The sequence below is a fragment of the Sphingomonas sanguinis genome, assembly GCF_001476905.1.
Classification (GTDB): Bacteria; Pseudomonadota; Alphaproteobacteria; order Sphingomonadales; family Sphingomonadaceae; genus Sphingomonas; species Sphingomonas sanguinis_B.
In genome coordinates, this window is sequence record NZ_LDTE01000075.1 from 15,797 (window position 1) to 29,018 (window position 13,222).

Below are 13,222 nucleotides of genomic sequence, written 5' to 3' on the forward strand. Positions count from 1 at the left end.
TGTGATCGATGCCGCTCTGACCAACCGGCGCGCGGTTCACACGGCTGGTCGCCGACCCCGACCCTGTCGCGCACTTGGGTGGTTGGGCCAGGGCCGCAGCCAGAACTTCAGCGCAATCGCCTGTAGTGGAAGTTGCGGACGAATGGCTCTCCCTTGTCGGTGAGGCCCGCCGCAGACTCGGTCATTTCGTTGCCGTTCGTCGACACGATGTAGACGCGCACCGATCCCAGCCTCTTCGCCTTCGCGATATTGAGCACGAGCACATTGGGGGTCGGCGTCATGACGGCCACGCTGTCCGCCTCGCTCGTTTCTCCCTCGCTGGGCGCCATCGTTCCATCCGGACGATAAGATGCCGCCATGTGCCGGACGCTGCCGTCCTGACCGGTGATGTCGACGACCATCCGCCACTTGCCTTCACCAATGTCCTGAAAGCTGTAGACGACCCGTTTGGGAGGCGGCCCGTAGGTGCTGGGCATGCGCGTCAGGTCCAGTTCCCATCGCCCCATGAAAGGCGACGGTGCTGCTGCTTCTGATCGAACGCGTTCCGGTTGGGCGGCCGCTTCGCTGGCGAGGCCTGCGACCGTCGCGGCAGCGGCCAGAAATATAGTCGAGCGATGTAAAGGCAAACGCAGCATGCAACCTCTCCATGGATAGCCGAGGCATCGCCTCAGCGTGGGCAATGGCTGTGGTGGGCAGCGCAGGCGCGCCTTCACCGTCTCCGGGATCATGACCCCGAAGCTTCGCATTCGATCGTCCATCGTTCGTCGGCTAGAGGATCAGCCGGGATGCTCGGTTGGAGCGAAGCGGTGAAGCTCGGCGTGCCGACGCATGATGACCAAGAGGATGGCCAGTTCGATTCCGACGACGCAGCCCTGCATGAGCGCCTGACGGCTATCGAGGAAGAATACTCCCATGAAGATGACGAGCGTGGTCATTCCGGCCAGCGTCCACAGCGACCAGCGAAGCGCGCTGGACCAGTCGCGTTCCAGCAGCGACCATGCGAGCCGCAGGTGCCCGGCCCCAGCCAAGAGCTGAATGAACGCCATTGCCGGAATGGCTCCCAGATAGGTGGGGCGCAGCAACGCCTCATGGGAACCGCCGACGAGGAGCGCACCCGGAAGGCCATGCTGGTCGGGATAGAGATAGGGGAAGCCCAAAACCGCGCAGCCGATCTCGATCGTGGCCATCGGAACCATGATGCCCAGCGCGACGGCATAGCTGGTGAGGACGAACCGTCCTGTCGCGCTGCCCAACATTTCCCGCCACGCCGCAACGAAACAGCCAGCCGCAAAGGATAGTCCCTGGCCCTCGGCGGCTGCACTATGATATTCGGCCTTCATCGCCTGGGACCAGGTTTGACGGTCCTCGCCCATGCAGGCGGTCGCGATCGCCATGATCGCCTGGGACAATGACATCCTCATGTCAGCATCTCCTTGCCGGAAAGTGCCGCGTCGCCGCTGGTCAGTTCCATCGCCAGCGCGAAACCGTTCGCGGTCAGTCGATAGACATGGCGGGGCGGGCGCCCGGGTTGCGCAGGCTCGCGCCATTCGGCCTCGACCAGCCCGTTGTCGCTCATCCGCATCAGGAGGGGATAGAGCGTGCCCGACGACAACCCCGTGTCCTTCAGCAGGTCATAGCCGTGGCGCCATTCGCTGCGCTGGTTCGACAGGGCCGCCAGGAGGAGGCGCATCTGTTTCGAGGGTTGCCTGTTCCGTACCATGCCGAATGACAACATATGTAGAATTAAGAGTCAACGGGATTTGTCTGCGGCACGCCGTGATGCCGTCAGGGTCCGGAATGTGGAACAATGGAGGACGCTTCGGACCGTCTTTTCTATCCCATCTCCCATCCAATTCGAATTCTGGAACCGCTTCCTCGCTCACCCCCCGTTCAGCACGGTTGCGCTTTGATTGCGTCCGGCTTCCCGCTACACAGGCGGACCGCTTATCTGGTCCAGGACCCTCGATGCCCCGTTCGTTTGCGAAACGTCCGCTTCTGACTGCTACTGCCATCGTCGGCGCGCTGGCCATGGTGCCGATCACGACCTCCGCGATGGCGGCGGTGGACAGCTCGACCGTGCGGCAGTTCGACCGGTTCCTCGACGTGTATAACCGGATCAAGGCCGATTATGTCGACAAGGTCGACGACGACACGCTGATCAAGGGTGCGATCCAGGGGATGCTGGCCTCGCTCGACCCGCATAGCAGCTATGTCGATGCGCTCGACTTCGACAATCTCAAGATCCAGACCGAGGGCAATTACGGTGGCCTGGGCCTGACCGTCTCGATGGAGGACGGCGCGATCAAGGTCATTGCGCCGCAGGAGGATACCCCGGCGGGCCGCGCGGGCGTGAAATCGGGCGACTATATCACCCATATCGACGGCAAGCTGATCTATGGCCAGTCGCTGGACGAGGCGATCGGCCAGATGCGGGGCAAGCCCGGCACCAAGATCAAGCTGACCATCGTGCGCCCCGGCCGCGACAAGCCGATCGAGCTGACCCTGACCCGCGAGGTCATCGTTCAGCGCCCGGTCAAGTGGGAGGTGCGCGGCGATGTCGGCTATATCAACATCAACACCTTCTCCGAAAACACCGGCGCCGACACCCGCGCGGCGATCATGGCGATCGACAAGGCGCTGGGCCACCGGCCGCTGGGCTATGTCGTCGACCTGCGCGACAATGGCGGCGGCCTGCTGACCCAGGCGATCGCGGTCAGCGACGCCTTCCTCGACCATGGCGAGATCGTGTCGCAGCGGGGCCGCGAGAAGTCGGATATCGAGCGTTATTATGCCAAGCCCGGCGACGACGCGCATGGCCTGCCCGTCATCGTGCTGACCAATTCGGGCACGGCGTCGGCGTCGGAGATCGTCGCGGGGGCGCTGCAGGATCACCACCGCGCGCTCATCATGGGCGAGCGCAGCTTCGGCAAGGGCTCGGTGCAGACGCTGCTGCCGCTCGGGCCGGAGACGGCGCTGCGCCTGACCACCGCGCGCTATTACACCCCCTCGGGCCGATCGGTGCAGGAGGGCGGGATCGAGCCCGACATCAAGGTGCCGGAAATCTCCGATCCCGACTACAAGACGCGCCCGGTCTTCCGCGAGGCCGATCTGCGCCGCCACCTCATCAACGAGGTGAAGGCCGACAACGCGATCCTGGAAGAGGATACCAAGACCGATCCGCGCTTTACCATGACGCCAGAGCAGCTGAAAAAGCAGGGGATCGAGGACTTCCAACTCTATTACGCGCTGAAGACTATCGCCCGCCTGGGCGGCCCGGCCCAGATCGCCGCCGCCACCAAGCCGCCGGTGAAGTGATCATGGCCGTCACCCGCACCCGTAACGAATGCCTGGCGAACTGGATCGCCTTTGGCCTGCCCGCCGCGCTGCTGGCGGGGGCGTGGGGCAGCCAGCTGTTCGGCGGGCTCTACCCGTGCGAGATGTGCCATTGGCAGCGCTGGCCGCATTATGCCGCGCTGGTGCCCGCCTTCCTCGCCTTCTTCGTGCCCCAGCGCAGCATCCGGGGATCGCTTGTCATCCTTGCGGCGTTGTTGATCGCGGCGTCGGGGGCGATCGGGGTCGCTCATGCCGGGGTCGAATATGGCTGGTGGCAGGGCTTTACCGCCTGCACCTCAACGGTGAGTTTCACGGGTGGGAGCGCCGCCGACCGGTTGAATGCGATCCTGAAGGCGCCGGTCATCCGTTGCGACGTGGCGCAATGGACCTTGGGCGGGATTTCGCTCGCCGGGTTCAACGCGATCTTCTCGCTGGGCGGGGCGGCGACGATCCTGGTGTTGATGAGGAAGGCACGATGAGCCAGCTCCGCTGGATGCCGGGCGACCGGCGGGAATCGATGAAGGCGATGGTCCGGGTCGACCAGGCCGGGGAATATGGCGCGACCCGCATCTATGCCGGGCAGCTGGCGGTGCTGGGCGACCGGCATCCCTTCGCGCGCGCGATCCATCACATGGCCGAGCAGGAAGAGCGCCACCGCGCCTTTTTCGACCGGATGATCGCCGAGCGCCGCGTGCGGCCGACGCTGTTTCAGCCCTTCTGGGACAAGGCGGGCTTCGCGCTGGGTGCGGTGACGGCGGCGATCGGGCCCAAGGCGGCGATGGCCTGCACCGCGGCGGTCGAAACCGAGATCGACAAACATTATCAGGCGCAGCGCGACCAGCTGGGCGACAGCGACCCGGAACTGTCCGAGGCCATCGCCGATTTCCAGGCCGAGGAGCTGGAGCATCGCGACCATGCGCTGGGCGCGGGCGCGGAGGAGGCGATCGCCTATCCGCTGCTGTACGGATTGATCCGGGCGGGCTGCAAGGTTGCCATCGCGGCGGCCAAGCGGGTCTGATCGGTCGAAGCGGGAGAGAGAGGATGATCAACCGAGCATGGACCGCCGCGCTGCTGGCCGCGACGATGATCGCGAGCCCGGCAATGGCGCAACAGGTCGCTGCCCCGGGCGCGATCAAGCCCAAGCCGGTGCAGGCACCGGGCGAGGTGTCGCGCAACGCCCCCATCAATGGCGTGCTGACCCTGTTCGGCAATGAACGATGCCCGACCGACAATCAGGGCAACGAGATCGTCGTCTGCGTCCGGCGCGGTGCGGAGGAGCAGTTCCGCGTGCCCAAGGAACTGCGCGAGCTTCAGGTGACGCCGGAGAATGAAAGCTGGGCGGCGCGCGCCACCGGTACGCTGAACGAGGGCACGGGCGTCAACAGCATCGGCAGCTGCTCGGCGGTCGGCGCGGGCGGCGCGACCGGTTGCTTCGCCCAGCGCGTCCGCGAAAACCGCGCGGCCAACGCCCAGCGCCAGCGGGACGAGACGCCGCGTAATCCGTGATCCACCGAGCGCACTGCTAGATATGGCTTAGGGCCAATCGGCATTATGAAGCCCCTCTTTCCCTCTCCCTTGGATAGGAAAGAGGGTTAGCAGAGCTTGCCAGCCTGCTGGCTAGCGCAGCTTGGGTGAGGGGTTGAGCGAGCCAACGGCACGTACGCTCGCATTGCGAGCGCAGCACCCCTCACCCAGCTCCGACTAAGCCTTTGCTCTCGCAAAGCCTAAGTCTGCGCAACCCTCTCCCCTCTGTGAGGGGCGAGGGAAGGGGCATATCTGACTGTCGATTGGCCTGGGGTGGAAACCACTGCCGTCGGCTGGGGGCCTGCCACTTCACCTCGCGGCAAAAAGAATAGTCTTACGCCGCCGCCTGGATGCGCGGGGCGTTGGCGATCCGGTCGAGCGCCACCGCCCGTGCTGTATGATGCGGGGTGACGCCATCGCGTTCGGCGCGGGCGAGGACGGTCTCCATGCGCGGGCCGATCGCCAGGACGCGGCGACGCACCTCGGCGGCGCGCCATCCCAGATACTCCCCGGCAACATTCACGATGCCGCCCGCATTGACCAGGAAATCGGGGGCATAGAGCACGCCTTGCGCCGCCAGCGTCCGGGCCACCTCTTCATCGGCCAACTGGTTGTTCGCCGCCCCGCATACCACCGATGCGCGCAGCCCCGCGACCGTCGGCGCATCCAGCACCGCGCCCAGGGCGCATGGGGCCAGCACATCGACCTTGGCGGACAGCAAAGCGCGGCTGCTCATCACCATCGCGCCGAACCGGTCGGCGGCCCGGGCGGCGACCTCGCTGCGCGGCTCCGCCAGGACCAGCTTCGCGCCCTCCTGATGCAGCAACTCGCACAGCGCGAAGCCGACATGGCCCAGCCCCTGCACCGCCACCGTCACGTCGGACAGTTCGGCGCCCAGCCGGTGGCGGACCGCGACCCGCATCGCCTGCAACACGCCCAGCGCCGTCCAGGGCGAGGGATCGCCGCCCGGCTGGCCACGCCGCGCCGGAAGCCCCGCGACATGGCGGGTTTCGCGGGCGACGCTTTCCATGTCCGCTACGCTGGTCCCGACATCCTCGGCGGTGACATAGCGGCCCTTGAGCGCGGCGACTTCCCGGCCGAAGGTGCGGAACAGCGCCTCGCGGTCGAAGGGGCCGTCGGGCAGGCAGATCACCGCCTTGCCCCCGCCAAAGGGCAGTTCGGCCAGCGCATTCTTCAGCGCCATGCCCTCGGCCAGCCGCAACGCATCGACCGTCGCCGCCTGCTTGCCGGTATAGCGCCACACCCGGCACCCGCCCGCCGCCGGGCCGAGCGCGGTCGAGTGCAGGACGATCACGCCGTTCGCGCCGCTGGCCCGATCGTAAAAGGTCACCACCTCTTCGGGGGGCAGGCTGAGATGGTCTTGGGGGGCGAGAGACATGCTGGCTTTCCGATCCGTTTCGATGGCTGTGAAACTACCGGGATCGACCGGGCAAAGCTGACCCAAGTTGGCGGTCTCATCCCGCCAAGCAGGTTGATTGATCCCCATAGAAGCTATTAGAAGGTCAATCATGCCGCATGACCTCGATATCTGGGAACGTCGTATCCTCGCTTTGCTGCAGGAGGATGCGAGCCTGTCCACCGCCGCCATTGCCGAGGCGGTGGGGCTGTCGGCCTCGCCCTGCTGGCGGCGGATCGACCGGCTGGAGCGCGACGGGATCATCAAGCGCCGCGTCGCGCTGGTCGACCGGGCCAAGGTGGGGCTGAAGGCGCAGATCTTTGCGCAGGTGAAGCTCAATGCGCATGGCCGCGCCAATCTGGACCAGTTTACTGCCGCGATCCGGGAACTGCCCGAGGTGATGGAATGTCATGTCCTGATGGGCTCGGTCGACTTCATGCTGCGCATCGTCGCCGCGGACATCGAATCCTATGAGCGGCTGTTCTTCGAGAAGCTCTCCAATCTGCCCGGCGTACAGGAAATCAACTCGACGGTCGCGCTGTCGGAGATCAAGTCGACCACCTCGCTGCCGATTTCGGCGTAGCCGCAATCCTCCCCGTGCCGGGGAGGATTGGGCATTGCTCCGTCGCCCCCGCCCCGGTAGCGGCAGGGCGCAACAGGGAGTGTTCCGATGGCGCGGTGGCGGGAATGGCGCGCGGGCTTGGGCGGCATTCGGGTAGGATTGTTCCTGCTGGTCTGGTTTTCCTGCGCCTGGTTCGGGTCGTGGGAGTTCAATCCCAACAATGCGACGCGCCTGTTCGCCGCGATCCGCATGGTCGAGGACGGGACCGCGACCATTGATCCGCTGGCGCACCTGACCATCGACAAGGCGCAGTTCGGGGCGCACGCCTATCTCGACAAGGCGCCGGGCATGACCCTGATGGCGCTGGCCCCCGTGGCGCTGACCGACCTGGTCACCGGCGACCGGGCGGCGCGGCATGACCCGACGCCGATCGATCCGGGTTTCGTCGCGTATCTGAAGCTGCGCACCCGCGTGGCCGCCGCCACCGGCTCCGCGCTGCTGACCGCTATTGCCGCCGTTCTGCTCTTCGACCTGGCGCTCAGCCTGACCGGCAGCGCGGGGGCGGCGCTGTTCGCCAGCCTGGCTTATGCGCTGGGCACGCCGATCTGGGGCTATTCGACCACGCTGCTCGGCCATGTCAGCGTGGCGGCGCTGTTCGTCATCGCGCTGGTCGGCGTGGCACGGGGCGGGGTGCGCTGGCTGGCGGTGGCCGGGCTGGCGCTCGGCTGGGCGGTGGTGGTCGAATATCAGGCGGTGCTCGCCGGTGCGGTTATCGGCCTATGGGCGGTGTGGCGCTGCCGGGCCCAGCCCCGGGCGCTGGTGCCGTTCCTCGCCGCCGGGCTGGTCGGGCTTCTTCCGCTGCTCGCCTATAATCTCTTTGCGTTCGGGACGGTGTTTCGGATCGGCTATTCGGGCGTGGTCGGGTTCGAGGGGATGAATCAGGGGCTGTTCGGGCTGACCTTTCCCCGCACGGCCGTACTGCGCGCGATTTTGCTGGAGCCGGCGCGCGGGCTGCTCTGGGTGGCGCCGATCCTGTTCCTTGCGCCGCTTGGCCTGGGGCTGTTGGTGGAGACGCGGGCGACGCGCGGGCTGGCGCTGACGGCGGCCGGGGTGGTGGTGGTCGCGCTGCTGGTCAATGCGGCCTATGTCTATTGGGACGGCGGCAATGCCACGGGGCCGCGCCATGCCATGCCGCTGGCGGGGGTGCTGGCGCTGGGGCTGGCTCCCTTATGGGTCGCGGTGCGCGTGGCATGGGCGCGGGGACTGCTCGCCATCCTGTTGCTGGTGTCGATCGCGATCAACCTGACCATCGCCTCGGCCGAGATCTTCGCCCCGCCGCCCTTTCGCTGGGCCTGGTGGCAGGCGGTGATGCAGCAGCGCTTCTTGGCGGGCGACCTGCGCACCATTCCCTCCGAATGGTGGGGATGGACCACGTGGCATGGCCTCTATCTCTGGGCGGCGGTCGCGGTCCCGCTCGCCCTGTGGCTGGTTCAGTCCTGCGCGCGCTTCAGCCCGCGCACCCGGTGCCAGACGTAAAGGCCGATCAGCACGACCAGCACGATGCCGATCGCCAGGTCGGCGCGGTGAAAGAACGCCTTCACGCGCGGGTCGGAATCCCATTTCTCGCCCAGCTCGCGCCCGACGATGGCCAGGACCAGGCAGAAGGGCCAGCTGCCGATAAAGGTATAGAGGTGGAAGGGGACGAGCTTCATCCGCGCCACCCCGGCCGGAAAGGCGATGAAGGTGCGGATGACCGGCAGCAGCCGCCCGATCAGCACCGCGATCGAGCCATAGCGCGCGAAGAAGCGGTCGGCGGCGTCCAGCTCACCCGGCCCGATCAGCAGATACTTGCCCCAGCGCTCGGCGACCGGCCGCCCGCCGCGCTTGCCGATCTCATAGGCGACGACCGAACCCAGATTGCAGCCCAGTGCCCCCGCCGTTGCGGCGAGGTACAGGTTGAACTGCCCCGTCGACACCAGATAGCCCGCGAACGGCATGATGATCTCGGAGGGCAGCGGGATGCACGCGCTCTCGATCGCCATCAACAGGGTGATGCCCAGATAGCCGCCCGTCGAGATGACCCAGATGGCAAAGCTCGCCAGTGCGGAAAGAATATGTTCGACCATGGGGCCAGCGACTTGCGCGATCGGGGGGCGGGGGTCAATCGGAACCGGACGGCCGCCGCTGTCTGCTTCGGGACAGCGGGCGGGGACTTGCCCGGGCATTTTCTCCTGCGATAGATGGGGCGCATGATGGTTCAGGCCCTTTTCGCGCTGTGGCTGGCGGCCGCACCGCTTCCCGCCGCCTCGGATGCCGAGGTCGATCCCGCGACGATCAATGTCGTCGATGCGATCGACTGTCGGCTGAATACCGACAGCTATGGCGCGCTGACCATGGCGCTGGACGAAGAGGCGAAGCGGCGTGGCTGGCGGCCGGTCGAGGGCAAGAATCCCTTCCTGCAGGAATATGAACTGCCGCAACCGATCCGCGTCGGTGAGGGCTGGACCACGCGCCGTATCGCCTTCAGCGCCAATGCGCTGCTCGCCGTCCTGGACATTGCCGATCCGAAGACGGTGGCCGACCGTATCGGCGTCACCAACACCCTGCCCGACCTGTCGGGACAGGGAGTCGCGGCCAAGTTCCTGGGCCAGCATGTCGTCAGCGACGAGACCGTCCTGCCCAAGGGCGAGGAAAAATTCGGCACACACAGCGTCATCGCGCGCTCCGTGTCGACCGTCACCAGCCATCCGGGCAAGACGCTCTATGGCTGTTCCTATGCCACCGACGTGATCGGCCGGGACGGCAAGCCGATCTGATCGCGGGACGGGGGCAGAGGGCACCGGGAACCGGGCGGTGGGCCTGCCGGTTGGATGGCCCATGACGATGCTGACCCTGAATGACGGCCGCAGCCTGCCCCAACTGGGGCTGGGCACCTATCAAATCCCGGATTCGCAGGTGGCCGCCGTGGTCCGGCGTGGGCTCGATACGGGATATCGGCTGGTCGACACCGCCGCCATCTATGGCAATGAGCGCGGGGTAGGCGAGGGATTTCAGGGGGCGGATGCTTTCCTGACCACCAAGCTGTGGAACGACCGCCACCGCGATGCCGAGGCGGCGCTGGACGAGAGCCTGGCGCTGCTGGGTGTCGAGGCGGTGGACCTGTATCTCATCCACTGGCCGGTCCCGGCCGAGGACGCCTATGTCGAGGCATGGCAGAGCCTGATCGCGTTGCGGGACGCGGGTAAGGCGAAGTCGATCGGCGTGTCCAACTTCCTGCCCGAGCATCTCGATCGAATCATCGATGCGACCGGCGTGGTGCCTGCGGTCAACCAGATCGAACTCCATCCCCGTTTTCAGCAACGTGAGGCACGGGCCTATCATCAGGCTAAGGGCATCGTGACACAGAGCTGGAGCCCGCTGGGGCAGGGCGGCGAGTTGCTGAAGACGCCGGAGATCATGAAGATTGCCGAGAAGCACGGCCGCTCGGCGGCCCGGGTCGTGCTGGCTTGGCATCTGGCGCATGGCCTGTCCCTCATCCCCAAGGCGGCGGACGCGGACCACATGACCGACAATTTCGCTGCGACCGAACTGACGCTGGATGACGAGGATATGTCGGCGATCGACGCCTTGGACGATGCGGAAGGGCGGATCGGGCCCGACCCGCGCGAGATGTGAAGCTCCCACACGATGCCTAGGCCTTTCCTTGCGGCGCTAGCGTCAGAATCTCGGTTGACAGCAAGCAACACATGAACATATTAGGATGCGTTCATATGTTGATATTTGCATGACTCCGGATGAAGGTGCGTTGCTGGCCGATGTGTTTCGTCTTTTGGGCGAACCCAATCGGCTGAGGTTGGTGGTCGCGTGTCTGGACGGACCGCGTACCGTAGGCGAGTTGACGCAGAAGGTCGGCGTGAGCCAGAGCCTGGTTTCGCAGCATCTTCGTCTGCTGCGCGCGGGGCGTCTGCTCAAGCAGAGTCGGCAGGGGCGAAACGTCCTTTACGAACTGCCCGACTGCCACATCCGCACCATGCTGACCAACATGATGGACCATGTGCTCGAACCCGATTCCGTAGATGAGGAGTAAGTCAAATGGCCGTTACCGTTGATCAAGTGAAGTGCGCCTGCGCCGATTGTGTCTGCATCGTCAGCGTCAACAACGCCATCGAAGCCGAAGGCCGCAGCTTCTGCAGCGATGCCTGCGCCCAGCATCACGAGGGCGGCAATGGTTGCGATCATGCCGGTTGCACCTGCCACGGCTGATGAATTTCGAGGCCGGGTGCCGATCGCGCCCGGCCTTCCTGTCGAGTACGCCTCAGCGAGCGTCGATATGCCAGAATTGGTGGGCGTCGAACCGCTCCGGACTCATAGGTTCGGTGCCGTGCTGATAACAGCCGTCGATGATGCCCGTAATGTCCGCCGCCTGGGCTGGTGTCAGGTCGCGGCGGAAAGCGATCGCGCAGGTACGCTCTGGGATTGCTACCCGATAGTCGGAGCCCAGGATCGTATCAAATAGATGCGGCAGTAACAGCCGGGACGGCCCGAGCGCATCCCGCTGCAGCATGACCTTGACGAACGGACGCCCGTGTTCGTCACATTTCTCGCCAAAGCCCTGTTCGCGCATCGTGTGGCGCGACAAATTGTCAAAGGCTGTCGCCTGCCAGTCGATGCCCGCATCCTCCCATGCCTGCGCTTCAGCCTGGGTGATGTAGAAGAAGCGATTGCCTTCGGCGCAGTCCGCCCATGCCATCGCAAAGGGTAGTGCGCCGATCCGCACTATGGGGCCCGGCCATCCTATATCGGTAAGTTCCAGCGGCAGTATGACTGGCATGACGCAGGACAGATCGAGAGTTCGGTTCGTGAACGACAGGGACGTGTCTGCCTCGGCCTTTCGGCGAAATCGGCGGAAGAGTCGCGACAGCATCGCCGCACCCTGCGGAAAAAGCCGAAAGGCTGCAACGATCAGGACGATAGTGCCCCCGCCGCCAGCTTTAGATCCTCGACGAACCGCGCATATTCCGTCTCCTTCGCCGCAGGGTCGGGCAGGCGGAGCAGATAGCTCGGGTGTACGGTGATGAAGGCGGTGCCACCGTCAGGCAGCGTCAGAGCCTTGCCCCGTTCACGCCCGATGGTCATGACCTTGCCGAACAGCGATCGCGCCGCCGTAGCGCCCAGCGCAACCGTTACCTGCGGCTGGATCAGCAGCCGTTCCTGTTCGACCCACCAGCGGCACGCCTGGATTTCGCCCGCATTGGGTGAGCTGTGGATACGGCGCTTGCCGCGCGGCTCGAACTTGAAATGCTTGACCGCGTTGGTGACGTAAGCGGTCGCGCGGTCGATCCCCGCTTCGGCTACCGCCCGGTCGAACACTTGTCCGGCCGGACCGACAAAGGGGTGGCCCGCCAGATCCTCCTGGTCGCCGGGCTGTTCACCGACGAACATCAGGGCGGCATCGACCGGACCCTCGCCGAACACCGTCTGGGTCGCGGGCGCATGGAGCGGGCAGCGGGTACAGGTCATCGCCTCGTCGCGAAGCGCCGCCCAGGCCGCTTGCGCATTGCCGCCGCGCCCGGTTCGCACATCCGTCTTGGCCGCCGCGATCATACCCGTCTCCCGCGCCTGTGCGCCCGCGATCAATTCCGAGACCAACGCGGTTTCCGGCATGTTTTTCCAATATTTGCGCGGCATCTCCTTGAGCATCGCGCCGATCTTCACGCGGGCGGGGTTGAAGATGCTGGCATAATAGGTCTTCCACACCGCCTCGGTCGGATCGCCCTCCGGCGCATCCGCCTTGGTCGCACCCGGGCCCTCGGCGAGCGTCTTGCCGTCCCAGTGGAGCGAGACCTCCGGCGTCAGGATCGACCAGCGCATCGTGGTGAAGCGGTTGACGAAGAACGCCGCATTGGCGCGCACGATATGATGCTCGGGCTCGAACCAGGCGACATAGCGCGGGCCGTCGTCATCCTCGGTTTCGCGAAAGCGCAGAAAGGCGCGCATCTTGTGGATATCGCGCCGCACCGCTTTGGCCAGCCGGTCGAGGCGACGGATCAGCGGATCGGCCTGATCCTCGATCAGCCGGGGCTGTCGGCGCAACCGGTCGAGCGCGGTGTGGAGCAGCGCGAAACGCTCGGGATCGTTGGACAGGACGACGCTGCGCGCGAGGTCGACAAATGCGCGCGATACAGGGAAGCGGGGGGCGGCGGTGGCCGGGTTGTCCTCGGCGACCGCGCCGAACAAATCGGCGGGCTGCTCGCCGACCTGCCACACGACTTGATCGGGCGGCACGCTGTCGGTGATCAACCCCCGCGCGGCGTCGCGCCAGGCGTCGAAATCGTCGGGGGCGGGGAGGGTTATGATGCGCACGCTTCAGCCCCTCCCCTTCAGGG

Annotated in this window: 17 protein-coding genes; 10 read left to right on the forward strand and 7 right to left on the reverse strand. The window is 65.9% G+C overall.

The genetic code is table 11. The annotated features are described in order from the left end of the window. Positions 1-107: 107 nt before the first annotated feature. The 3 genes from SB4_RS12180 to SB4_RS12190 all read right to left on the reverse strand — a co-directional run bounded on the left by SB4_RS12180 (position 108) and on the right by SB4_RS12190 (position 1,690). Positions 108-635, reverse strand: a complete 528-nt coding sequence (locus tag SB4_RS12180; protein ID WP_241488607.1) for a hypothetical protein — start codon at positions 633-635, stop codon at positions 108-110. Between the two features lie 141 nt (positions 636-776). Continuing rightward, positions 777-1,421: a hypothetical protein gene (locus tag SB4_RS12185; RefSeq protein WP_058752781.1), complete on the reverse strand. Its 645-nt coding sequence runs from the start codon at positions 1,419-1,421 to the stop codon at positions 777-779. Beyond that, positions 1,418-1,690, reverse strand: coding sequence for a PadR family transcriptional regulator (locus SB4_RS12190; RefSeq protein ID WP_082670147.1), 273 nt, complete (start codon positions 1,688-1,690; stop codon positions 1,418-1,420). Before SB4_RS12190 ends, SB4_RS12185 begins: the two co-directional genes overlap by 4 nt. 275 nt (positions 1,691-1,965) lie before the next feature. On the opposite strand from SB4_RS12190, the gene SB4_RS12195 reads away from it, so the two are divergent. From SB4_RS12195 to SB4_RS12210, 4 genes are read left to right on the forward strand one after another with little or no spacing between them, the layout of a single operon-like run. Continuing rightward, the gene (locus SB4_RS12195; RefSeq protein ID WP_058734181.1) at positions 1,966-3,315 is read left to right on the forward strand and encodes a S41 family peptidase; all 1,350 of its coding nucleotides are present in this window, start codon (positions 1,966-1,968) and stop codon (positions 3,313-3,315) included. A 2-nt stretch (positions 3,316-3,317) separates the two neighbouring features. Then, positions 3,318-3,812, forward strand: a complete 495-nt coding sequence (locus SB4_RS12200; RefSeq protein ID WP_058752782.1) for a disulfide bond formation protein B — start codon at positions 3,318-3,320, stop codon at positions 3,810-3,812. Then, on the forward strand, positions 3,809-4,351 hold the full coding sequence (locus SB4_RS12205) for a demethoxyubiquinone hydroxylase family protein (RefSeq protein WP_058734182.1): 543 nt from the start codon (positions 3,809-3,811) through the stop codon (positions 4,349-4,351). Before SB4_RS12200 ends, SB4_RS12205 begins: the two co-directional genes overlap by 4 nt. 23 nt (positions 4,352-4,374) lie before the next feature. Further along, a complete protein-coding gene (locus SB4_RS12210; protein WP_058752783.1) occupies positions 4,375-4,839 on the forward strand; it encodes a hypothetical protein in 465 nt (154 codons plus the stop codon). Between the two features lie 352 nt (positions 4,840-5,191). Here the strand turns inward: SB4_RS12210 and SB4_RS12215 are convergent, their stop codons facing one another. Continuing rightward, positions 5,192-6,256, reverse strand: coding sequence for a Glu/Leu/Phe/Val family dehydrogenase (locus tag SB4_RS12215; protein ID WP_058752784.1), 1,065 nt, complete (start codon positions 6,254-6,256; stop codon positions 5,192-5,194). 130 nt (positions 6,257-6,386) lie between these two features. Here SB4_RS12215 and SB4_RS12220 point away from each other — a divergent pair, with 130 nt between their 5' ends. Both SB4_RS12220 and SB4_RS12225 read left to right on the forward strand, forming a co-directional pair. Continuing rightward, complete coding sequence (locus SB4_RS12220; RefSeq protein WP_058752785.1) at positions 6,387-6,857, forward strand: Lrp/AsnC family transcriptional regulator; 471 nt, start codon at positions 6,387-6,389, stop codon at positions 6,855-6,857. A gap of 87 nt (positions 6,858-6,944) precedes the next feature. Beyond that, positions 6,945-8,372: a hypothetical protein gene (locus SB4_RS12225; protein WP_193753811.1), complete on the forward strand. Its 1,428-nt coding sequence runs from the start codon at positions 6,945-6,947 to the stop codon at positions 8,370-8,372. On the opposite strand, the gene SB4_RS12230 is transcribed toward SB4_RS12225, so the two are convergent. Next, positions 8,327-8,962 carry a DedA family protein gene (locus tag SB4_RS12230; RefSeq protein ID WP_058715203.1) on the reverse strand — a complete coding sequence of 212 codons (636 nt, stop codon included), beginning with the start codon at positions 8,960-8,962 and terminating at the stop codon, positions 8,327-8,329. The two genes, SB4_RS12225 and SB4_RS12230, sit on opposite strands and share 46 nt — an antisense overlap. A gap of 123 nt (positions 8,963-9,085) precedes the next feature. Here SB4_RS12230 and SB4_RS12235 point away from each other — a divergent pair, with 123 nt between their 5' ends. The 4 genes from SB4_RS12235 (at position 9,086) to SB4_RS12250 (ending at position 11,099) form a co-directional block, all read left to right on the forward strand. Then, positions 9,086-9,652 carry a hypothetical protein gene (locus tag SB4_RS12235; RefSeq protein WP_058752786.1) on the forward strand — a complete coding sequence of 189 codons (567 nt, stop codon included), beginning with the start codon at positions 9,086-9,088 and terminating at the stop codon, positions 9,650-9,652. Positions 9,653-9,713: 61 nt separating this feature from the next. Further along, positions 9,714-10,511, forward strand: a complete 798-nt coding sequence (locus SB4_RS12240) for an aldo/keto reductase (protein ID WP_058752787.1) — start codon at positions 9,714-9,716, stop codon at positions 10,509-10,511. A gap of 109 nt (positions 10,512-10,620) precedes the next feature. Then, the gene (locus tag SB4_RS12245) at positions 10,621-10,923 is read left to right on the forward strand and encodes an ArsR/SmtB family transcription factor (RefSeq protein ID WP_058733147.1); all 303 of its coding nucleotides are present in this window, start codon (positions 10,621-10,623) and stop codon (positions 10,921-10,923) included. A 5-nt stretch (positions 10,924-10,928) separates the two neighbouring features. Next, positions 10,929-11,099 carry a metallothionein gene (locus SB4_RS12250; protein WP_058715199.1) on the forward strand — a complete coding sequence of 57 codons (171 nt, stop codon included), beginning with the start codon at positions 10,929-10,931 and terminating at the stop codon, positions 11,097-11,099. Between the two features lie 52 nt (positions 11,100-11,151). On the opposite strand, the gene SB4_RS12255 is transcribed toward SB4_RS12250, so the two are convergent. Both SB4_RS12255 and SB4_RS12260 read right to left on the reverse strand, forming a co-directional pair. Further along, positions 11,152-11,760, reverse strand: coding sequence for a hypothetical protein (locus SB4_RS12255; protein WP_153006198.1), 609 nt, complete (start codon positions 11,758-11,760; stop codon positions 11,152-11,154). 38 nt (positions 11,761-11,798) lie between these two features. After that, entirely contained in the window at positions 11,799-13,199 is a 1,401-nt protein-coding gene (locus SB4_RS12260; protein ID WP_058752789.1) for a UdgX family uracil-DNA binding protein, read from the reverse strand. Positions 13,200-13,222: the final 23 nt, after the last annotated feature.

Coding starts and splice junctions, on each gene's coding strand:
- SB4_RS12180 (WP_241488607.1), bottom strand. CDS start 635: ATGCTGCGTTTGCCTTTACATCGCTCGACTATATTTCTGGCCGCTGCC.
- SB4_RS12185 (WP_058752781.1), bottom strand. CDS start 1,421: ATGAGGATGTCATTGTCCCAGGCGATCATGGCGATCGCGACCGCCTGC.
- SB4_RS12190 (WP_082670147.1), bottom strand. CDS start 1,690: ATGCGCCTCCTCCTGGCGGCCCTGTCGAACCAGCGCAGCGAATGGCGC.
- SB4_RS12195 (WP_058734181.1), top strand. CDS start 1,966: ATGCCCCGTTCGTTTGCGAAACGTCCGCTTCTGACTGCTACTGCCATC.
- SB4_RS12200 (WP_058752782.1), top strand. CDS start 3,318: ATGGCCGTCACCCGCACCCGTAACGAATGCCTGGCGAACTGGATCGCC.
- SB4_RS12205 (WP_058734182.1), top strand. CDS start 3,809: ATGAGCCAGCTCCGCTGGATGCCGGGCGACCGGCGGGAATCGATGAAG.
- SB4_RS12210 (WP_058752783.1), top strand. CDS start 4,375: ATGATCAACCGAGCATGGACCGCCGCGCTGCTGGCCGCGACGATGATC.
- SB4_RS12215 (WP_058752784.1), bottom strand. CDS start 6,256: ATGTCTCTCGCCCCCCAAGACCATCTCAGCCTGCCCCCCGAAGAGGTG.
- SB4_RS12220 (WP_058752785.1), top strand. CDS start 6,387: ATGCCGCATGACCTCGATATCTGGGAACGTCGTATCCTCGCTTTGCTG.
- SB4_RS12225 (WP_193753811.1), top strand. CDS start 6,945: ATGGCGCGGTGGCGGGAATGGCGCGCGGGCTTGGGCGGCATTCGGGTA.
- SB4_RS12230 (WP_058715203.1), bottom strand. CDS start 8,962: ATGGTCGAACATATTCTTTCCGCACTGGCGAGCTTTGCCATCTGGGTC.
- SB4_RS12235 (WP_058752786.1), top strand. CDS start 9,086: ATGATGGTTCAGGCCCTTTTCGCGCTGTGGCTGGCGGCCGCACCGCTT.
- SB4_RS12240 (WP_058752787.1), top strand. CDS start 9,714: ATGACGATGCTGACCCTGAATGACGGCCGCAGCCTGCCCCAACTGGGG.
- SB4_RS12245 (WP_058733147.1), top strand. CDS start 10,621: ATGACTCCGGATGAAGGTGCGTTGCTGGCCGATGTGTTTCGTCTTTTG.
- SB4_RS12250 (WP_058715199.1), top strand. CDS start 10,929: ATGGCCGTTACCGTTGATCAAGTGAAGTGCGCCTGCGCCGATTGTGTC.
- SB4_RS12255 (WP_153006198.1), bottom strand. CDS start 11,760: ATGCTGTCGCGACTCTTCCGCCGATTTCGCCGAAAGGCCGAGGCAGAC.